Genomic DNA, 22712 nt, shown 5'->3' with positions numbered 1-22712 from the left:
AATCACCTCAATTTGATGTATTTTTATCTTTGTATTCGTCGACTCCAATTCGATCTCGATTTGGTTTTCTTTCACCTACCCTTCCTCTTTGCTTCGAAGACTTATGAGAGGTGCTTATTTCTTCACTTTGATTGGCACCCATTCCAAGCTTTAGGCTAATTCTCTCCCTAAGCTTATACTCATTATCGCTATCTTCTACGTACTTCTCCATTTCGGTAGCCTCATCCGCCATTTTCTCTACCTTTTCTAAACTAAGTTCAAATTTTTCGAAGTCATTTATTGTCAAAGACTTTTTGTTCATATCTTTAGATAAAGAATAATCAAGTGTTCGATTAAACCACAACTTCATGTTGCCAACGCAGCCTACCGAATGCAAATAAAAGTACTCCCAGTGACCTATCAAATTCGGCTCTTTATTAAATGGAAGATGCTTCTGAAATGTCCACAAAACATTTTGAAAAGCCTCCCTGTCATCTGCTATATCGGCTTTGTACCTTGGTAAATGTATATCAATTCCTCGACGAATTAGTTGATCGCTTAGATTTCTAAATTTAAGAATTTCATAGGTCCCAAATAAAACAAACGGAACCATACTAATGGAGGCAAGAGACTTTATTGTATCCATCTGGTTTCTAAGGCTTTTTCCTCGTGCTATCCTAGAAATATGTTGAGCTTCATCAATTAAAAATGCATGTGGCTTTCTATATATTAATGCGTTTTCCATTGCCCTTCTATAAGCATTTTTACTTTTATCGGTTGGCACGATTCCTTTAGAATGAACTTCAATATTAACTTTATAATTTATTAATGGCTCATTAAGAGCAGTCAAAGATCTAATATAGAAATCTTTCCAATCAAAACGCCCATCATCAGGTGCAACTGCTTCTGTACCAACAATAGATATAAATCCTTTGTCTTGAAGCATTTCTGTCAAATATTCTTTAGTATAATCTTCAAATATCCTACTAAATAATGTAGATTTTCCAACACCACTGGGTCCAAAAATAAGTAAAATCTCATTTTTATCGGCAACACTAATCTTATTTTTAAAATCTTCATAAGCCTTCATCAAATTGGGATGAGCCACAGTGAGATTTTTAAAGTAATCTATTTTTTCATTAGCTGATTTAAGCATTAGGTCTTTAGGAAATAGCTGTTCATCCATTTCTAAAACTCCTCATAGGTGATGAATTTTTTTGTATCAATTTCCTCCTGTTTTTTAGAAGGAGTTATACTTTCTTCACTCACAATAGAAAGATGCTTTCCTTTAAATTTAGGAGCATTATTATTACTTTGATTATCTTCCCCATCAGTCACTTTTGTTGATAATTTCGCTGCCCTATCTTTTAAATGTTGTATTTGTAGAACTTCTTTTGACTCTGCTGAATCAAGAAAATTTGCAATTATCTTTCCTGTAATTTCAACAGCCTTTCCAGCATTCTTCATACGTTTTCTAAGTTCGATAGTAGCCATTTGTATCTCTTTTTCGGTACGATTTTCAAAGAGCATAAAATTTTCAGACCTAAGTTTAATCCAATATTTATTTACATAGGCATAAGCAGTAGACATATCAAATGGATCATACCTTACAAAAACACTCTGTCCTTCCAGTTCCGGGTGATCAAGCATATCTCCCCAATAATAAATGTTATTTATACGAACCCCACGTCCAGGTTGAATTTTAGCTTTTTGTTTTGAAGTAGAGGGCAACGTCATTATTTCAAATAATTCATCATATCTAATAAAAGTATGCTCTCGCTTGCCAGTTTTATATAATCGATTTTCATAAAAATTCCTTGGAGAAGTACCTAATGTTAAATGAATTTGCTGATCATATATTTGATAACACCATTCATCCATCATTTCGTGTAATGATTCAAATGTCCAAATGGCATTATGTTTAGGGTTGAATTTTTTAGTCACTTCTCTAACTTTCTTCATTATTTGTGTATTCCCTAATAGATTATGAATAAATTCAGTATTAGTAGTACCAAACATTCTTTCACAGACAGAACCGAATTTAGGCTTTGCTCCCGGCCGCTGTGCTTTAGTGACATTATATTTGGCTAACAATGTATCAAAATAAACACTATGAAATTCCTTACCACCATCTACTACTAACATTTTTGGTAATCTTGAATTTCTCTTAACGCATTCTCTCAAAACCATCATACAAGATCGGTAGCTAGGTGGATCGAATGTTAAATAGAACGCTAGTACTCTTCTGGAATAGGCATCGATTAATAGGCTGAGCCAAGGTCTACCTAAGTTTTCATGTGTATCTGAACAAATTAATTCAATATCTAGTTCAGTATGATCTAAATGACAAATCTGATATGGGAAATCTCCGTGCCTTGGAGTAGTTGTTTGTATCTCAAAATAGAACTTTTCTGTGTCATATGCAGCTTTCGGCCCTTTTCTTTTTTCTGTTTGAACATGGATAGATCTCTTTTTTGATGCTTGCCAGAATGTAACGTTACTAGGGGGCGTCCATCCCCTATCTATACATTCTTTATAAAATCGTTTATAGATTGAATTAAGATTAGAACTGCGTGGATTTTCATATTTCTCTTTGATATATTCATCCATTAATTCTATAATTTCAGGAGATAGCTTTCGTTCTCTATTTCCTTGATTATTTCTTTTGTTTAATAGACCTACAAAACCATTTCCAAATTGACTTTGGGCATCTTTGTATTTCTTCACCCAATCCCTAAATGTTCTTGGACTAACCTTTAACTCTTCTAAAGAGATGCCATTCCAGTGGTTTTGCAATACACAATATTTACGATTAGCCTCCTCCAAGCTTTTGGGTGAAGCACTAAGTATAATGTCTATAACTTTTTCTGAAGTGGTTGATTCATTATTAGTATCATTGAGGGGTTTTATTGTACCTTCCTGATATAGTTTTTCAAAAAGAACATGTGGGATTTTAACTTCCTGTTCTCCATTCATAATAGAAATACTGGATTCGCTTATGCTTAAAATTGTACAGGGTTCCGCTGACCATAGGAGAGGTTGTAACGGATAAATGTTGAGAGCTGATATATTTAATGTATCTTTTACATTTGCATTAGCCATATTGTAAAATGCGTTCGCTGATTCTTTATTTAGATATATTGAGAACTTATCAAAATCAGTGATTAAAGTTTCTTTGATATCAGCATAGATCTCATTTTGTGCAAGAAGATGGTAAATATCATCAGCACTAAAATCAAGGTTCATATTTAGTAATCTTTCAAGACTTATACCTGGTTTCTCAGCTATCAAATTAATAATAAGATCTTTCCTGGTTGAAGAAACCGCAGTTTTATCACCAATTAGATAATCTTCTAAAAATCTAATATTCCTTTGGAGTGTCCAATCTATTTCGCTAGAAGTGCGAATTCGAAAAGATAATCCACACGCTTTTGCATACTCTTCAGCTGGTGGGCATCGGAAAGCACCTGTTTCATCTATACAATATCTACCAGGATACTTTAGAGTCAAGTTCGATAATTCTTTTTCAGTCTTCCATTCTTCATAACCTATCCATTCTTTTTCAATAACGAAAAAGTCCGGAGTATAATAGTGTCCAGTGTTACGCCCTTTATTTTGGTATCGAATTGGAAAAGTTTCCGGTTGGTCATAATACTCAACGACATTTGAATCGAATTCTTTTTCATAGATAGCCGCTAATTCAAGGGTCCTACTTTCAAATTGAATAGTTACTCCCATTTTTTCACTTGGATAAAAGCCAGAAACATTTTTTCCACTTGATCTTACTTTTCGTGAAGGTTGAGATCTTCTTATACACTCTATTTTCTTTACTACATTTTCCTCGATATTCAGTTCAAGAAACAGCTTCATTAAATCTTTTTTCAAAATTATTCCTCCCTTCTTCTTTCAAGTTAATTATTATTTTGTCAGCGATGATTTCTTCTCTTTCCAATAATCTTGGCACTTTCCCTTACCTATTATTTCCTCTACTTTCCCACTACTTGGATAAATAATACCCCGTTTCATTAAAGTATAAACTGTATTATCAATACTTTTTTCATAGCATTATTTTTAAATTGTTTTTTCACTTCTAAGCTACCCAAATAATTCATTTTTATTTGTTGGCAATCGTTTGGGTACATACATCTGGGTTAATAGCTTTCTGTCACACTCCATCTGATTCGCTATCTTACATAATGAATAGGGACTATTTTCCGCAATAATCAATTAAAGAAAATTCCGAATTTTTTACGATCTTTTTCAACTCTTCCAGAGGAGACTATTCTATCAGAACAATCATTTTTAAAAGTTATATTAGATTTCTTCATATTAAAGAAATCAGTTAGACTATATATAATCGGTAATTCTACGGCTTTCAAATCGCCCATTTTTCCACTACTATATTTACACTAACATTTTGTTTCCTCCCTCCAATTCTCCTTGCTGGTGCTGATACTCTCACTCTCTATATTTTTTACAGTTTCTATGTTTAAATTTAGCTTTTTTTGTCCACTTTTTAAGCTCTATTGAATCCATCATATCGCCCCTTTGACTATTAAATAAGCTTATGTTCTACCAATAAGTTTTTCCAATATTCCTTTAGTACTCTTTCTCTAAATACACTTCTTTTACTTAATCTCTTTTCAATTTCCCTTCTACTCGGAAATATTCCGTCATCAATTAATAAGAGAAAAATAACTTGTACTTCTTTTTTTAATAAATTGATACGTTCAGTCGCTTTTTCTTTTGTGAAACTTTTATATCTTTGAGAAATCATTTTACAGTACTCTGGAAATTTTCTATACAAAACACGTCTATCTCTTCCAATTTGATTAGCAGCTACAGTCATTGAAATTGGGATATCTAATTTCAGAATACCTTCAAGTTTTTTTTCTAATAAACGGAAATCTATAGGGATAGATACTCTTTGTAACTTTTCATTATTGGAGAATAATAAGTTTATTGAATCAGTATTTATATCCACCTTTTCTCCCTTTAATAAAAAATCTATGATTTCAATGTTCAATTTGAAACAAATTAATAATATTCCCTCTAGTGTAGATTTATTTCTCCCTTTAATCCAATACCACAAAGTAGAGTTTGGAATACAGCAAAATTTAGACATTTCGGACACATTACCTCCGAAAAACTTTTCATTTATAAAATTTAATTGTTTTATAATTACAAACTCCGTATGAATTAAATTAAAGTCTAACTTTAAAATATCACGAATATTCAGACTTAAAAATCTATGCCAGTCTGTTATTTCTTCTTTTTTTTCAGTCTCCAGTTTACTAGCTCCTAAAAAAATAAAACAGTTCGAACAATATCCCGGTATATTTTTTCTTCTAAGAAATTTCATTTTCTTATGACAGTTTAAACAAAAATCTAAGAGGAAACAATTGTGCTTGTCACAAATTTCTACATTTTTCAAGTGCCATACTAGAGGATAATATATTTCCAAATTTTCAACAGACCATTCATTTATACATTTTGGACACCACGATAAGTAATCATTGAATAAGTTCCTAAGCGAAAAAAACCTTTTAAAGCGATATAAAGTAAGATTAGATAAATCATTTCTTGTTGTAAATAATTCCAACACTCTTACTGTATCTATCGAATTATCCATACAGCCATTTATTGTTTTAGCTCCTTCAAAAAAACTGTCACCACCATAAATAGTACTTTTTATTAAATAATCTTTATTAAGTTCAGGAATGATAAGTTTATTTACTAGATCCCCGACATTAAGATTATGTTTATAAGCAAGACGAATTATATAACTACTAAGGCTTTCTACCATTCCTGTTTCTAGCCCCAGTGGTACGATATTATATAATTCGCTTCTTTGATTCCATATCATACTTAATCTATATTCTCCTCTACATAAATTTTATATTTATTTCAAAAAGCCATCTTATGTTAAACATTCACAAAATTATCCTTATCATTAATTTCAATTCATTTTATTACTAACTGTTAACATAAATCCTTCAAAATAAACTCTTGAGCTATTTTTTCTACTTTATTGGTATGTAATGTTTGTTTTACTTAACCCTCTTTGTGCTGCAGTTAAAAAACAATTGCTATGAATATATCTGATGCTTTTCCATCAGCCTCCTCTCATTCATAGCAATTCTTCATTTGTTTACATTATTTTTTTACGAATTACTAGTTGATTGATTAATAGTTGAATTTTGCAATGATTGATTCATTTGTTGTGAAGATTTTGGATATCATATCCGGTGTGTTTTCAGATGTATCATACGTGTGTGTGATCGTGATCAATATTGTTTGAATAGAACATAATCTTTACCCTCCTATAAATAAACTTACAGGGTTAGTATTTACCATAGACAAAATGAATCATCCCCAAAAATAACATAAAAATTTAATTTTGGTATTTTTTCAAATGAATTTATTCACTAATTTCAACAGAGAAATATTAACTGTTCCGTACCCTAAGATGAGAATATATTGATTTCTTTACTGAGGGATGAAAAGAAAATGGTTTAGATTAAGAAGGGCTAATAAAATGTTATTATTTTATTACTTGGTTCTATATCCTTGTACGTTCTTTACGGATTTACAGTTTGTTTGAGGAGTGATGTTGTCACTTGAGGAGAGAAGATTGAAAACTCCCTTTTGCAGAATAGATCCCAAAAGGGAGAAATATAAAACTCACAGAGACCATTTTTACGCATGTGAGACAATAGAAATGATGGCTCTTAGGTCCTATTTTTAGTTCTACTACTTGTTAAATATTCTGTGGCATTTCAAAATCTGCAACAATACCTGTTAGAGAAGCTTCATTACTTTTGGCATTAGGACCCATACCAAATTTACAGAAGGTTTGCCACGTGCAATGATTTGCCATTTCAAAGTCATTTTCACTAAGATTACCAGACAACCTTAAATGCTGTATCGCTTTTAAAATGTCATTCCGAGCATCGAGAAAACTCGGATTCGTACGTGAGAGTTTCAAACTGTCAATAACGATTCTCCAAGTTAAGTTATATCCTTTATCCTTTCCAAATTTTTCTACCATTCTTCGATTCAGATACATTAACGTTGCACACCAAATTTCTCCGATGTTATGTTCTTCTGTATAGCGATCCGTTCCAATTTTACCAAAGTGATCTGGAAAATGATCATCATATTTAAATTCTCGAATTCCTTTTTCTGTATTTGTTACCCAAGATCCGGTTACTACTTTTTCTTCATTTCTACTGAAGTTTTGTATCGTGAGAGCAAAGTAATCACTCCATCCCTCACCCATTGCACGACTTTGAGGCATTCCTAATGAATCAAAATCCATTGGTCCTCCAACAAGTCTAGACGTTACGCCATGGGTGTATTCATGAAAGACCACATCAGCATCTAATGCAGTATGACGATTACTCGAATTTACTAAACCCATCCTCATTATTGGGCTTTGGCCATCTACAGGAGTACTCATATTAGCTGTACCAGTAACGCCTTTACTATATGCACGCGCTCTAACACTATCTTGTGCGATTCCTAAACCTGTGAAATTAACTTTTTGAAAATTCCCTGCCTTCTCATCAAAGCCAAGCATGTAAAAGAAATCATGCATAAGGTTACAAAAATAGAAGATATTTAATACTTTCTGATCATTACCTGTTACATCAGAAGGGCTGAATGTAAGAATTCCATTTACAGCGTTGCCACGTAGATTTGTTTCTGGAGAACAGATTTGTGAGCTTGAAGAGTTTGAATCACAAAATACTGCTTCTGTGTTATTTCCGATAGTCTCTGTTTCATTCACCCAGTCCTTGGGGAAATCGCTCGGTAATTCAACGGCAGGTTTGACCGGAAAATCGGTTACTGGTCTCGGAAAAGGAATTAGTCTTCTTTCTTCACCACCGTTAAATTCGAATACACTCCCTTGTGCCTTTATATTAAAACTTTTTTTCTTACAAAGTAATACTTCACTCGATTGTTTATTGTCAGCTGCTACAATAAATTCGTATTGTTCCTTCGTTTCTTTTAGAGTAATGACAAATTTCCAAGCTAAACGTAATCTCGGATTTTGATCAAAAATCACGAGATGTGCAGGAATGCTTTCTTCAAACTTACCTTTTTCTAGCACTGTATAACGCGCAGGTTTAGGAAATGCGACTAATACTTTAGGGGTATATTCAGAAGTACTTATGCTTACTTTTGGAATTGGTTGTTTCCATTCGTCTAGCTCCTCTTCGTCCACATGTTGGTTTGTAATTATATAATCATTTACTGCGATCATCGCTGTTCCCACATCTGTTTCAGGGATTAGATTAATCTCATCGTTGATATTCACATTATCTCCAACGATATCTTCAAGTTTACCGTCTTCTAAGAAACGGCAAGTTATAGACTTCTGATAGACAGATATCCCTCGATAAACTTGATGTAAATGTACGATGGAAGTTTTTGTACTTGTTTCTATTACATTCGGATCTGGAATAAATTCTACTCCTTTTGACATTTGCTCTCCTGAAAATCCTAAAGCTGAAGAATTAGTTTTAACAGCATCAATTGCTCGATTAATCAATGACGACTCAGTATCAGATGTATCATGATTCAATACCAATAAAGCTGGACTCCCCGTTAAATTAACTTGATTTACTCCTTTATTTTCTAATCCATCTGTTTCAAATCGACTTTGATCACTGCTGTAATTAAAATTCCTTGTATCAATTTCTCGTATCATGTTTTTATCTCCTTTTCGTATTGTGAAATTTCTTTATTAGTATGTCCATACAAATGATTTAAATATAGCTTTTTTCATAATTAATCAACATTTAAGGAAATAGACATTTCTCCTTATAATACCCACAAATTACAATAAATAAAATTTCAGTAATTAAGAGACACTATAAACATAGCCTTAAAGAAATGAGTGATATAAAACAATGTCCCAAAATATTGAATCCATTATAATATGGCTAGATCAGTCATTTGGAACGCTTCGGGTAACTGAAAAAAAAGGAATAGCTGGTATAGATATATTTCAAGAAACATGTAGAAGCATAGAGTGCTTCAAAAATATGGGAGTTAAAACTATTTTATTTTTACCAAAATTAATTTCTGAATCCATTGAAACCATTACAGAATTTATTCCACAGTTCGATGAGGTCATAATTTGTGAAGATGAAAAAAATATACAGAAGCATTGAGTTCAATATAATAGAAATGCTGATAAAGACATTTTTGTTTCTTCCGACCGCGTACTAAGAGGTGTAGCTGCTTATATGGGTTAATGTCAATTCCCCACCCCCAAATAGCTCTACATGTTTTACAAAAAAAGTCCTATCATATGGTACAGATATTTGGGCTCAAAGAAGAAGTAAGTAGTATTAGCAAAGGTCTATCCTATTTCTTTTACGAAGTTGAGAATGATAAGTGGTGTCTGCTTTCTGTCATGGATGATGACACAATACAGGAAGTACTCACTCGAGGGATGAAGCTTCAAAAATTGTCCATTAATTTATCAACTGAAGACCTTATATTTTTAGAAATGGATGCATGGAGTGAGGAAGCAGTAGAACATTTAAAGAAGTATAAATTATTATCAATCGATGGTAGAAAGATAATAATTGCGTTAGGTCCTACTGAATTAAATGAAGAAGTGCATATACATGGACCAAAAGCGCATGCACATCCGCAACTTCTTTTACCAAGCCCAGAAATATTTTACCCCATTGATAACTTTAGTACATTCTATGATGATTTACCCAATACAGATCGAAATGAGCATAAATGGATTCATAGCAGTGAATCGGAAGCCTTTTTATCTGAAAATATTTCTGCCTCAACAGCGGAATCCTTTCAAACTAAAGTAGATCGTTACAGCGGGAAGTTAGATTTAGATACTCAAGGACGCATCATATCTCGTCATATATCACATCCTGATAATGTTAGAGTAATCCATGCCGTTCAAAACGAGTTAAGTTCTCTAGGATTTTGTCCCACTCTACATCACTTTAGCTTCTCTGGGATGTCTTTAAATAATGTTATTGCTGATTTACCTGGTGCCGGTTCTTTATCGTTTGAATCGAATGTTCAAGAACAGTTAAGAGAATTATTTTTAAAATACCCTAAGCCTTACCCCGTTAATAATTGGCTCTCTTCAGTAAAAGAGATTATTGGAGAAGACTGGTTTGGATCCCACTTTACAAATGATGTTTCTCCATTAAGGATAAGAAAATTGATTGAAGAATCTTTTGGTTTAAAACCTTGGTTCCCATGGTGGTTAGAATCTTGTTCTCTTCCAGGTCAAGGTTCACAATTGATCATTGTAGGGTGTCATTTGGATTCTACAGCTGCCAGTCACTCAAACTATAATCCAATTACTGCCCCTGCGCCTGGTGCTGACGATATCGCTTCAGGAATAGCAGCAACATTATCAATTGCTAAGTGCCTTTCGAAGTTTCGAGGACAGCTAACTCATACTGTTAGGTTTTGCTTTTTTAATGCAGAAGAATCTGGACTTGTCGGTAGTAAGGTCTATGCATCAAAGTTAAAGTCAACAGGTGCACCTGTAAAAGCTGTAATTTGCATGGATATTATTGGATTTAATAGTGATAAAAACCATCTATTCGAAATCCATGCAGGTTATAACGATCCAGCTATTCGTGATGCTAGCTTACCGATAGCTCAAGTTATAGCAAAACATACATCAGAAGTGCCTACTCTGTCTCCTCCTCAAATATATCAAGGGACTAGTGCCGTTTCAAACCCTGAACGAACTTTGTTTGATGCTGCGATCAATCGAAGTAATCATGCTTCTTTCCATCAACAAGGCTATCCAGCAGTTGTTGTTTCCGAAGATTTTTTTGTAAATTTATCTTCTGAGCCAACGTCTGACCCCAATCCCAATTATCATCATCAAAGCGATACATCTATATTACGGATCTGATATAACCAATGTTTTAACAAATGCAGTATTAGAGCTTGCCATGAAATTAAGGTAATATATATAAACTGTTAAGCCTCGTTTTAACTATTATTGATTGTATTAACTAAAGGAGTGAGACCATGGAGAAAAACTCAACTATTTTTGTCATTAGGCATGGTGAGGCAATTTCTAACGAACCCTATTCACCACTAACTGATATAGGGCAAAAGCAAGCTGAACAATTGGCTGAATTTTTATCGCCTCTCACCAATTTCGAGAATGATACTATAATTAGTAGTCCCTTTTTGCGTGCAAGTCAGACTGCTGCGATCCTTGCTGCACGAACAAACCAAACATTCTGCACAGATCAAAGGCTAAAAGAACGTAACATAGGTGATTACCAAGGTGAAAACAATAAATTATGGGATGAACTTAGGGAGCATTTTAAAGATATGGACCATAAATTTGTACATGGTGAATCTAACCGCGAAGTATGTGTTCGCGTAACTAGCCTTATAGAAGAATTGAGGCAAAGTAATCATCAAAATATATTTTTAATTACACACCGTTTGACGATGTTGGTCTTGTTTAATCATTATGATACGAATTTTGATTTTGATAAAGGAGCCTCGATAACAAACCCAGATGTATATTCAATAAATTTTATTAATGGAGAGGTTGAAATTAAACGTCTATGGAAGGATAAATTATAAATCAATCCAATATTATCTGAATTCAGAGGTTCTTATTGAAGTAACTGGTGCTATTATTGAAGATATAAGTTCTGGAATAATCAATTTTTATAATAAAAATGAAGATCGACAAACAGGTAAAACCTCGTATTTTAATCAAACTTTGTTTAAAATACGAGGTTTTTTTATCCAGAAATTGAAAATTACAAGAGAATTTTAATCAATCTTTATTCAAAAGTGAGATATACCAGTTTTAAACTTGATTGTTTTTATAGCTTCCATTTGAAGGAATTTTACCAGTTTTTTCTCCAATAAAATAGTGACATTCAAAAATTAAATTGCCATTGTCGCAATCAAATTATGCTTAATTTCTAATTTTACAGGGATTGGTTCCCCTTTTTTGAGTTTCCGGATAAATATATTCCGAACGAAGTTCTCCTTTAAAAGTGTTATATTGATTTCATTTGAGTTTACTATAACTTTCGGCATCGATTTGATTATTTTTTTACTATTGGCATATGTACGATTAACTACTTACAATAGACAACACGGAAGTTCATTTTGTGGTAAATCAAATAATAAATGCCTACTATTTTAATCAATTGTGAATGAATTATTCTCCTTGCTTTTGATGTTATCAAATGTTATATGCCCACAATTATTATCGATTTTAGGCATCCAACAAAAAAAAATTCCCATCATGTCAATAAACAGACACTATCTCACGAAACATATTGTATCTGCTCTCAAAGCTAATATAGTATTCACTTCTTTCAATAAAAGTCTTTATGACGAAGTTCTAGAACTTCGATTTATGTAGTCGCTAATTTCAGGATCTACAAATTGCTTCCCCATTTTAACTTAACTTAACCTTTATTTATCAGCAAATGCAAAAACTACGTTTAGAAAAAAGGTGATCAATTATAATGAGCCTTCTTCAACTAAAGCCCCCGTTGAACAAGAAATTTTATTCTTTAAAGAGCAACCTAATATATGAACCGAACCCAGAATAGTGGACACTATAAAAATTGCCTCTGTTCGGGGTTCAGTTCACTAGTTCATATATAGGACCCTTTTCTTTTCAATATCGAAAAGCAATTATCGGATAGTTTGTGTATTTATCATTTAATGAACAAGATAATAAACTACGTACTTATAGTTATTTGTCTTGTTGATTCAACATCAAACGAGCACGATGTGGGGTCATCCAATTTTCAGTGGCGCGAGGAGTAAAACGACGTATACTAGGTCCCTTGTCATCTATAAAGACATGAGGGATGTCATAGTTTGGCAACATGCTTTTCGTCTCTACTGGTCCTTCAGTCAAATGTGTCTGGCACCCACTAAAACGATCATCCGGATGTTTTTTTCCATACTCATCACATAACCATTGCATCCATACATCGGTCTTTACATCTTCGTAACCTGGAGTGAAATAGTTCGGATCTTCTATTGGATTTGGCCCCCATGATAGACAGCCACATACTTGTGGATTATTAGAGAACCAGTTAATTGTTAATGGACCTCCTGATTGTCCATGAGCAGCGTCAATATCTGTCTTTAGTTGCCTATTATCAAAAATTTCATTACAGACACCATCTTCATCAATCCACATTTCATCAGCGTGATCTCCTGGAAAACCAATGTGTTGAAAGTGATCTCTTTCATTAGCCCAACGATTTACTGGAAACTTTGCTGACGTTCCTAAAAAACCAGTTTGAAATCCAGCTGGTTGTGTAAGAGAGATTAACGCCCAATCTCGTGAACCGCCATTGTAAACTGCCCTCATTTCAGACCAGTCGTAAATTCCATAAGGCATATTTGAATGATTCCTTGCAGGTATAAAACGAAAAGTTTCTATATCGAGGAACTGATTGTTAGCACCTTTCACAACATGTCCCGCAGTTAGTACCGTATAGTCGCTGATTAAAGAACCAGATGCTTGCAGTATAGTACCATTTCGTAGCTTAATTTCAATCTGACCTACGCAACGGTTTGGAAACACATCTGGACGCGCCACTTGTATACGATCGTCAAACAACGTTTCTTGAGAAACTTTTAATGGATTTGCATTTTTAATAACTGTAGATTTCATGATATTAGAATCTGCCATTTTTTAACCTCCAATAAAGTATTTAACTATTTAGATTGTCTTCTTAAAATAGCTTTAACATGCCTGAACATTGTTAAAACATCAGGCTCAAGAATTTCTAACGCAATATTATTATGAACGTGCTTTCTTTACAGCTTCATAAGCATCCACCAAACCATGACCAGTTGCTAGATCCACGCCCGGAACTGCTTCATTTCCTCCAGTACTTGGGTTTGATTTTCCAGATACCACATCACGGGCAGTGGCCTTTAGAACCTCTCTAATTTGAGTAGGGGATAAATTAGGTGACATCTGCTTTACTAAGGCACAAATACCAGCTAGCTGTGGTGCTGCTGCGGAAGTACCACTAAAAGCTGCCCAACCGTCGTTGTTAGGAGTTTCATCCCCATTCGGATGAGTATTGCCAGAGAGGTCAACATCGAATTTACTCCCAGGTTCAACTGGAAGCATAATGTAAGCGCCTATTGGAGGCATTCCCACTAACCCACATACATCCGGAGAGTTTCTGTGATTAAAGTCAGGGATACGACTTGAAAATCCACTAGCATATGGAGTTGCTTCGAATGTGCCGTCTGCATGCATATAGGCACCTCCTGCAGAAATAACATCAGGATGTTGGCCTGGAAAAGACCATTGACCATTTCCTGCTGAACAAACAACTGTAATCCCCTTTGACACTGCATCAGCTATACTGGCAGCTAAAGCCTTGTCTGCAGCTGAATATGATTCCACATTACTGATGCTATTACCCCAACTAATAGAAATAATATGGGGGTTCAATTCGACTGCTTTATTAAAAGTCCCCACAGAGGTAATAAGATTAAATTTTACCATTGTAAAATCAACATCAGGCGCCACCGCAAAAATATTTGCTGATTCTCCTGTCCCATGACTCCCTTCATCATGATCAGGATCTGTTGACCCGGGCCCAACGACAACTGGGTTAGAACGATACCCACGTTGGGTGAAAAAAGGATGAGCGTACCACCCGGTATCTATCATTACTACTTTAATGTCACGGCCTGTAATACCATCCCGATGGACCCGATCAGCATTAAGTCCAAGAGAAACGTCCGCTGGTACATTTAGATGCCAATAAGACTTTGGGGGTGGGAACGCAGGAGGTTTTGTTGATGCAAAGAAATTTCGTTCTGCCTCTGTCAAAACAGTCGTTAAGGATTCAGATGGTTCAATTACACCTAAGCGAAATCTCGGTTCTTCTATCGCGATTCCTTCTAATACATCAGCTAGTGAGCTTTTGGATACATCAATTAACCCAGGAATATCGGTGTCCGTAGTATCAAGAAATGTCGACGTAGTCATTTCATTGAATTTTAGTACTTCTCGTTCTACAGGGATGATTTTAGTTTTAAACACTCGTTCGTAAACCTCTGACGGAGCTGAAATAGTTATAGTAATAGGACTTACATGCAATACTTCAAATCCTTCGGAACGTAAACGCTCAACAGCTGACTCTACCAATTCGGGTTCTGAGTGGAACTTCGGAACCGTTTCGCTGTTGATAGGAAATGGAGCTTCAAAAAGAGAATGCCCTCCCACAGATTTTACGGAAGCTTCTGCATATACGACAGGAGGTAGATTGTTTATGTTATTGACCATTCCTTCACCTTCTTTTATTATTTTTAAGGCTCTTGCCAAATGTTATTATGAGCATAAAAATATATAATATTCCTTTTAATTCTGATGATGGTATGTTCACCGTATTTTACATTATTAATTTCAGAGGAATTCGGGGAGGAAACCCTGATTTTATCAAAGCTATTTTCATAACTTTTTTTCATTGAAAACCTCCAAAAAGGCTTAGGAATATCTCCTAAGCCTTTCACTCTTTCTATTATTGAGTAATGCTTGATTTGAAATCAGTTCTTAAAGTAGGAATCAATCCTTATTGAATTAAAGAAGAATGGTATTTAATACTGAAGGTGCATTCAACAACTCAGTTCTTCTTCAGGTGCCTAGAACTTTTTTAAGATGTCCGTTCAAAGGGTACACTAAAAAAGGAATCATGTTTTTATTATGTCTGACTCTGTTAATATTTAAATTGACTAATTAGCTGTTTTAGCTCGTCTGCCATATGCGCAAGAGCTTGTGCAGAAGCATTAATTTCTTCCATCGAAGCTACTTGTTCCTCTGTAGACGCTGCAACATCCTCTGAGGCAGCTGCATTTCCTTTTGCTGAGAATGCCAAATCTTCTGTAACAGCAGCCACCTCTTGTACACTTGCTGACATCTGTTCAGAAGCAGAAGATACCTCTTCCATTTTAGGAGTAATTTTATCCATGCTTGCTTTAATCAATTGGAATTTCGCGATCGCTTCATCCGATACATATAGACCATTTTCTACATCTTCTGTAACTTTTGCCATGGTGTTTACGGACTGTTCTGTATCTAACTGAATGCCCTGGATTATCTCAAAAATTTGTTGTGCAGATTCCTGTGATTGCTCCGCTAGCTTTCTAACTTCATCAGCAACAACTGCAAAGCCTTTTCCGTGCTCCCCTGCTCTTGCTGCCTCTATCGCTGCATTGAGGGCAAGTAAGTTCGTTTGATCTGCAATACTTGTAATTACATCTAAAATGGATGTAATTTGCTGAGAGCGTTCATGTAGGGATTGAATTTTCGTGTTTGAATCGGTCACCGATACATGAATAGATTGCATTTGATCTTTTGTATCCTGAACTGCCTGTCCACCTTCATCTGCTTGTAACGTTGCATGCTGTGAAAGATCCGTCACAGTAGAAGAGATCTCTGCAATATGAAGAATGGCCTTAGAAAGCTCCAGTAACGATTCTGCATTCTTATCAGCACTTGTCGTTTGCGAGTCTGCGCTCGAAGCAACATCTTGTATCGAAATAGCCACCTTTTCTGTCACTGTGCTCGTTTGGTTAGCATTGGCTGTTAGCTCATCTGCCGACGAAGCTACCTCTTCGGCATTTTGTTCAACTTTTTGAATAAGATTTCTTAAACTGTCTTGCATATCGTTAAAGGCTTGTCCTAGCTGTCCAATCTCGTCATGAGAAGTGATTGTCACCTTCTCTGTTAAATCACCTTCACTAATGGTTACTGCACTATCCTTTAGTGATCTAATCGGTTTTATAATGGTCTTCATGACAAAAAAGAAAACAATCGAACTGATTACAATTGCAACGATTAGTACAAACAACGTTTTATATAAAATGGATGATGCTGATTGATTAATTTCCTTCGCAAAAATTGTTCCAGTAACTTTCCAATTAGTCAACTCCTCCGTTGTAAAGAACAAAATACGGTCATCCCCGTCGAAGACATAATCATATGTGCCAGATTCACTGTCGTACATTTGATTGAGGAAGCTCTCGTTTAATTCCTTACCTGCCTCTAATGTAGGATGTGAGATGACCAAATTATTGTCACCAAAAATAGAAGAGTAACCATTTTTTCCTATTTTGATTGAATTTGCGATTTTTTGAAGGTCTGTCAATTTTATATCAAGTGCCATTACTCCAGATTGATCTTTTACCTGACGAGCAATTGTCACGACCATTTCCCCGGTTTCTGCATCCATATAAGGATTCGTTATTAAAGTTTCACCCTTTAAAGCTACAGCTTCTTTATACCAATCTCTTTCCAAAGGATTATAATCCGCAATATGCACTTCTGGTTCTGAGATCATTGTTCCCTCATTTGTACCGATATAAATGCTTAATACATCTGGATTCCTCGCTAAATATTGATGAAAATTTGTTAATATTTCTTTTTCCTGCTGTTCATACTTAGAAGAGTCCAGATCCTCACTAAAAACAGTCATGTCGTTTATTTTTTCACGTAACTTATCATCAATTAGTGTATTTAAAATTTTAACACTTTCATTCGCACTAAAGAGTATTTCGTTTTTTATCGAATCTTTTGCTGAAAGATACGATAAACTCCCTACAGTAATAACAGGAATTAGTAAGATAAAAGCAAATAATGTGTATAGCTTACCCCTAAAGCTTCTAAATATTTTTTTCAAAACAGCTCTCCTTTTATCTTCATTAGTTTTTAAATGTGTTTTTTGTTCTTTTTAGACTAAAAAAGAATGCTGCCCCTCAAACCTTCCCTGGATCCCCATCTCCAACATTACCTTTTGGAATACTAGTTTCCTCACCATACTTGATTAGAGTCACTTTAATTTGTAAAACAATGTTCACTGTTTTGTTACTAGGTACATAACTATTCAATGTATTTTCTATGTACTTATTAACAGCTTCTTCTTAGGGTTTAATATAAAAATAGAAGTATTTAAAGTAAATGGTCTTTTTATAATGCAAAATTAGGGAATAAATAAGTGGATTCTAATATGTCATCTAAAATATTTATTAATTCTTTAATGACTTTATATGCAAATATTTCTTCTCGCTGATTAAAGGTAGTTTTTTCTCAGGAGGATATTTATCTCTATAACTGAATCTTTTAATTACAATTGTTATAAAAATCTAGTTTCTTGTATTTTCAATAAATAATGATATCTTTTTATACACAGGTGTATTAATATTAAATCGAATCATATTTTTTCAATATTCCAAATATTAAAAAATCTACAAAGGACTCCCTTTATATAAAAAAATACCATTTCTACTAGGTTATTCGTATATTCTGCCTTTGGATTATTATATACATCCATATTAAGTAGATTTTGTTACTAAATATTAGTTTGGCATGTTAAGGATTCAACAGATATTAATTCGAATACTATTTTATAGATTAGCTTGTTTCATAACATTTAAATATATATAAAAATTCATGATTTTAACCCAAGAAGAATATATTTTTTGAAAGATATTTACTAATTCGGGGTCGAATTGATTTCCCTTCCCTTCAATAATTCGATTATATGCTTCTTTTGGATCCATTGCTTTCCGATACGACCTCGTAGAAGTCATTGAATCAAATGCATCTGCAATAGAGACAATTCTTGCACTTAAAGGTATCTCGCTTCTTTTTAAACCATCAGGAAACCCACTACCATTCCACTTTTCATGGTGTGAACGAATAATAGAAAAGTCGGCGTTGATGGAAGGAAACATTTTTAATAAATCTACGCCTATTTGAGGGTGCGTCTTTATCACATCATATTCTTTTTGAGTGAGAGGAGAGGTTGTTTTATTTAATATTTCATTTGGAATCCCTATTTTACCTATATCATGTAGTAAACATGAATTATAAAGTTTGTTAAGGGCATCTTGATCAAATCGTTTTGTTTCTTTAGCTAAAATTGTGGCATATACAGCCACCCTTTCACTATGTTCATTTGTATATGTATCCTGTAACCTTAAAAGATCTTTTATCAAGATATTCACCTCCTTTAACTATTTAAATATAAAAAAATGTTATCAAACCAAAACCAATATTTCATTTCAAAAAATACCTCACAATCGGAATAATTTGAAATGTATCAAATGAAATTTGTTAACTAAGGAAGGAATAAAATAATGCGCTTACTTTTGAATAAAAACTTACTCAGACAACTACAACTTTTAGAGAAATTATATGAAAGGGATGGATGGATTACTTTGAGTGTGATAGCTCAAACACTCAATTGCTCTGAAAGAGTTCTACGTGATGATATTAAGTTAATAAATACGGAATTTAAACCCTTTCAAATTAAAACATCTCAAAATGGTGTTATGCTTACCTATCCAAATCATTATTCTGCAGACTTTATTTATCAAAAGGTATTATCTTTAAGTCCAGAATTTTTGTTCCTCGAACGCATATTTTTTGAAGAGAAATACGACATTGAAACCATAGCAAATGAGTTATTTCTAAGCACTTCCACTATGAGACGGATTATTGCTAAATTTAATACTTTTTTAAATAAGTATGAGATACAAATCGTAACAAATCCTTGTAAAATAATTGGGAACGAACAAAATATTAGATCTATAATGGTTCATTTTTTTTATGAGAAGTATGGCGTAACTTATACCCCATTTGAAGACACACAAATCAAAGTATTGGATAAATTATTCCTCTATGTAATGCAAGCAAATCATATTCAACCTAATTTCCCAGACTTAATTAGAATTAAAAATTGGACAATGGTAAATATGATTCGATTGAAGAATCATCACAAGAAAATTGTTCCGGAACATTTTCCAAATCATTTTGATCATTTTGATCTGAGCATTTTTAATAACACATTATTTTGCGAATGGTTTAAAGACATTTTTAATCTTGAATTTAACAAAGAAACTGCTCAACAGCTCTTTTCTGTTTTATTTAATAATCAATATGCCTTCAGCTACGAAATATTAGAAAAAATGATTCAGCAAAAAATAAATAAAGCATGGATTATTGTCCCTAAAATCGACTCTTTTTTACATAGTCTCGCAAATAAATTAAATATATCCATTCAAAATAAAGAAAAAGAAAAAATAATTTTGGAATTATACAATTTGCAAACCATGAATTATGGTCGAAGTTTTATTTTAAATGATAAAAGACGTTTGTTTTCAGAACATTTTTCTCATGAATTTTCATACTTTGTTTTGTTTTTAAAAGAGGAGCTAATGAAATTTCTATTTCATAAGGAATTTAAATGGACTTCGAATTTTTTTACGGAAACGTTATACATATTGATTATAAATTGGGGACACTTATTGAGTGCATTAAAAAGTAAAGTTCCGATACTTCATGTAGGAATATTTTGTGATGCAGACATAGAACACACTGAGTTCATACAAAATATAATGTTATATCAATTTGGACATTTAATTAAGCCATTTATAATTGAGGAATTAAATCTAAGTTCTTTCAGAGAGGTTTCCAAAAGTTATGACTTAATTATCACGAATATTTCAGGGTTAAAGGATATATCCTCTCCTTTAATTTGCGTTAATACAATTCCTTTGTCACATGATCTGAATAAAGTACAAAAAGAAATTTTAACTTTAATTCATTTGAAACTCTCTAAAGAGTTTCAATAAGTAAGTGATTTAAGAGTTCTTTTTGTGTAATATATACCAACAAAAGAACTTATTGATTTATTTTTCATTTAATCTGAGTTACGGAATTTAGCAATTCTAACATCTGTTTTTCTTGTTTAGCAGACGGTATATATTCTTAAATAGGAGACAAAATCATAAAAAAAGAATCAAATTCAATAGTTACTTAAGACAGAGATACAATTGTATCAAAATATTAAATCACTTATAAAAACATTGACTTTTCAGAGAAATTCTTATAGAGTGAAATTTCGAACAAAATATCCTCGTTAGGTGAGGCTCCTGTGTAGGAGATATGCTACTGCCCAAAAATGTCGAAAGACGCCAATGGGTCAACAGAAACCATCGACATAAGGTGGTTTTTAATGTAGCTGGCTTTGTCCTATGCCACACAGTGCTAAAGCTCTACGAATGGAGGAGCACATTTGCTACAATTTTTTTGTAGTGTATTTAATGTACGTTTATAGTACCGTGTAAACACCTTCATTCGTTTATGAAGGTGTTTTATTTTTCTGTGAGGTGAGGAACATGGATGACTTTTCAGAACCATACTCGAAATGTTATAAAAATGAACTAAATACAAAGAATATCTATGAGGAATTTTAAATTATCTTTCTTAACTATTGCTTTATCGTTGGGAGGAATATTGTTTTTGTTTCTCAATTAAGGAGTGGTTAAAATGATTAAAAACATGACAGAAAACCAAATAACTCTTCAAATTTTCAAGTCATTAAAAGAAGGGAAACAGAAAGAATTTCAAGCAATATTAAAGGAACTCCAACCTTATGATATTGCACGAATTTTTGAGGGGTTACCAGAAAAACATCATACACGTTTCTTATTGTTTCTTACTTCTGTACAAATCGCTGAACTCATTCAAGAGCTTGAAAAGGTACTCCAATTAAAAGTTCTTAATAAATTAGGGATTGAAAAATCAGGCCAGGTAATGAATTTAATGGATAATGATGATTTAGCTTCATTGTTAGAAAATCTATCTCCTGATAAAATTGAAGAACTTCTTTCAGGTATGAAACAAGAAGAATCAAAAATTGTTCAAAATATCATGAACTATCCCCCTGAAACTGCAGGACGAATAATGACAAACCGTTTTGTGTGGATTCCTCAACACTTTACTATTCGAGAATCAGTTGATAAACTCAAAATTTTTGCAGAATTCTCAGAAACAATCAACTATTTATATGTAATTGATAATGATAAAAAATTAGTAGGTGTTGTATCCTATCGGGATTTAATCATAAGTAATGAATTTGAAAAGATTCAGGATATTATGTATAGCAGAGTAATTTCCGTTTCTGCTGAAACGGATCAGGAAGAAGTAGCTCGTGCAATAGAACGTTATGATTTTTTATCAATCCCAGTTGTAGAAAAAAATAATGAATTAGTAGGAATTGTAACAGTTGACGATATTATCGACGTGGTTATAAAGGAGGCAAACGAAGATATTGAAAAACTTTCGGCATCTGGTAAAGCCATTGATTTTGACACGAAGGCACACGTGGCTGCGTATCGCCGACTTCCCTGGCTTATCTTACTTTTATTTATCGGACTAGTTTCAGGAACCATTATTAGTAGTTTCGAGGAAACATTATCTAAAGTTGTCGCTCTTGCCTTCTTTATGCCTATGATTGCTGGGATGACTGGAAATACAGGCACTCAATCATTAGCTGTTGTTGTAAGAGGTCTAATTACTACAGATACTAATAAAAGAGTAGTTTTTAAACTTATTATTAGAGAACTTAAAGTTGGACTGATTATAGGCATTACTTGTGGAATCTTAATTTCGATTATAGCCTATATTTGGCAAGGAAGTCCGGTTCTAGGTTTAGTGGTTGGAAGTTCATTAGTTATTACTTTAATTATTGGGACTTTAGCTGGGACCATTATTCCTTTAATCTTATATAAATTTAAAATCGATCCTGCAGTGGCGTCTGGCCCATTAATTACAACACTAAACGATATCCTATCATTACTTATTTACTTTGGAATTGCAACAATGTTTATTTCAAAATTGATGTAGA

14 protein-coding genes and 1 riboswitch are annotated in these 22712 nt (G+C 33.5%); of the genes, 5 read left to right on the top strand and 9 right to left on the bottom strand.

The features are described from left to right. Positions 1–7: 7 nt before the first annotated feature. From ABE34_RS19870 to ABE34_RS19855, 4 genes are all read right to left on the bottom strand, one after another. Positions 8–1165 carry an ATP-binding protein gene (locus ABE34_RS19870; RefSeq protein WP_197144182.1) on the bottom strand — a complete coding sequence of 386 codons (1158 nt, stop codon included), beginning with the start codon at positions 1163–1165 and terminating at the stop codon, positions 8–10. Positions 1166–1167: 2 nt separating this feature from the next. Beyond that, positions 1168–3864 carry a TnsA endonuclease N-terminal domain-containing protein gene (locus ABE34_RS19865; RefSeq protein ID WP_241747216.1) on the bottom strand — a complete coding sequence of 899 codons (2697 nt, stop codon included), beginning with the start codon at positions 3862–3864 and terminating at the stop codon, positions 1168–1170. 670 nt (positions 3865–4534) lie between these two features. After that, positions 4535–5845: a TniQ family protein gene (locus ABE34_RS19860; RefSeq protein ID WP_197144181.1), complete on the bottom strand. Its 1311-nt coding sequence runs from the start codon at positions 5843–5845 to the stop codon at positions 4535–4537. Between the two features lie 894 nt (positions 5846–6739). Further along, complete coding sequence (locus tag ABE34_RS19855) at positions 6740–8695, bottom strand: M36 family metallopeptidase (RefSeq protein WP_197144180.1); 1956 nt, start codon at positions 8693–8695, stop codon at positions 6740–6742. 202 nt (positions 8696–8897) lie between these two features. Between ABE34_RS19855 and ABE34_RS19850 the strand changes: the two genes are divergently transcribed. The 3 genes from ABE34_RS19850 to ABE34_RS19840 all read left to right on the top strand — a co-directional run bounded on the left by ABE34_RS19850 (position 8898) and on the right by ABE34_RS19840 (position 11595). Next, positions 8898–9161: a hypothetical protein gene (locus ABE34_RS19850; protein WP_197144179.1), complete on the top strand. Its 264-nt coding sequence runs from the start codon at positions 8898–8900 to the stop codon at positions 9159–9161. 140 nt (positions 9162–9301) lie between these two features. Beyond that, complete coding sequence (locus tag ABE34_RS19845; RefSeq protein ID WP_197144178.1) at positions 9302–10903, top strand: M28 family metallopeptidase; 1602 nt, start codon at positions 9302–9304, stop codon at positions 10901–10903. Positions 10904–11022: 119 nt separating this feature from the next. After that, positions 11023–11595, top strand: coding sequence for a histidine phosphatase family protein (locus tag ABE34_RS19840; protein WP_197144177.1), 573 nt, complete (start codon positions 11023–11025; stop codon positions 11593–11595). Between the two features lie 1138 nt (positions 11596–12733). Here the strand turns inward: ABE34_RS19840 and ABE34_RS19835 are convergent. The 5 genes from ABE34_RS19835 to ABE34_RS19815 form a co-directional block, all read right to left on the bottom strand. Then, positions 12734–13687 carry a trypsin-like serine peptidase gene (locus ABE34_RS19835; RefSeq protein WP_197144176.1) on the bottom strand — a complete coding sequence of 318 codons (954 nt, stop codon included), beginning with the start codon at positions 13685–13687 and terminating at the stop codon, positions 12734–12736. A 111-nt stretch (positions 13688–13798) separates the two neighbouring features. Further along, a complete protein-coding gene (locus tag ABE34_RS19830) occupies positions 13799–15307 on the bottom strand; it encodes a S8 family serine peptidase (RefSeq protein ID WP_197144175.1) in 1509 nt (502 codons plus the stop codon). Between the two features lie 23 nt (positions 15308–15330). Beyond that, complete coding sequence (locus tag ABE34_RS19825; RefSeq protein ID WP_197144174.1) at positions 15331–15489, bottom strand: hypothetical protein; 159 nt, start codon at positions 15487–15489, stop codon at positions 15331–15333. 248 nt (positions 15490–15737) lie between these two features. After that, positions 15738–17699: a HAMP domain-containing methyl-accepting chemotaxis protein gene (locus ABE34_RS19820; protein WP_197144173.1), complete on the bottom strand. Its 1962-nt coding sequence runs from the start codon at positions 17697–17699 to the stop codon at positions 15738–15740. A gap of 724 nt (positions 17700–18423) precedes the next feature. Further along, entirely contained in the window at positions 18424–19017 is a 594-nt protein-coding gene (locus ABE34_RS19815; protein ID WP_197141265.1) for an HD-GYP domain-containing protein, read from the bottom strand. A gap of 141 nt (positions 19018–19158) precedes the next feature. On the opposite strand from ABE34_RS19815, the gene ABE34_RS19810 reads away from it, so the two are divergent. Continuing rightward, positions 19159–20655 carry a helix-turn-helix domain-containing protein gene (locus tag ABE34_RS19810; RefSeq protein ID WP_197141266.1) on the top strand — a complete coding sequence of 499 codons (1497 nt, stop codon included), beginning with the start codon at positions 19159–19161 and terminating at the stop codon, positions 20653–20655. A 276-nt stretch (positions 20656–20931) separates the two neighbouring features. Next, positions 20932–21097: riboswitch (M-box (ykoK) riboswitch) on the top strand. 255 nt (positions 21098–21352) lie between these two features. Further along, positions 21353–22711, top strand: a complete 1359-nt coding sequence (gene mgtE / locus ABE34_RS19805; RefSeq protein WP_197141267.1) for a magnesium transporter — start codon at positions 21353–21355, stop codon at positions 22709–22711. Position 22712 lies beyond the last annotated feature (1 nt).

The organism is Lysinibacillus sphaericus (assembly GCF_015844675.1).
Lineage (GTDB): Bacteria > Bacillota > Bacilli > Bacillales_A > Planococcaceae > Lysinibacillus > Lysinibacillus sphaericus_E.
The sequence above is the reverse complement of the archived record's forward strand: the minus strand, read 5'-3'. Positions and strand labels throughout refer to the sequence as shown.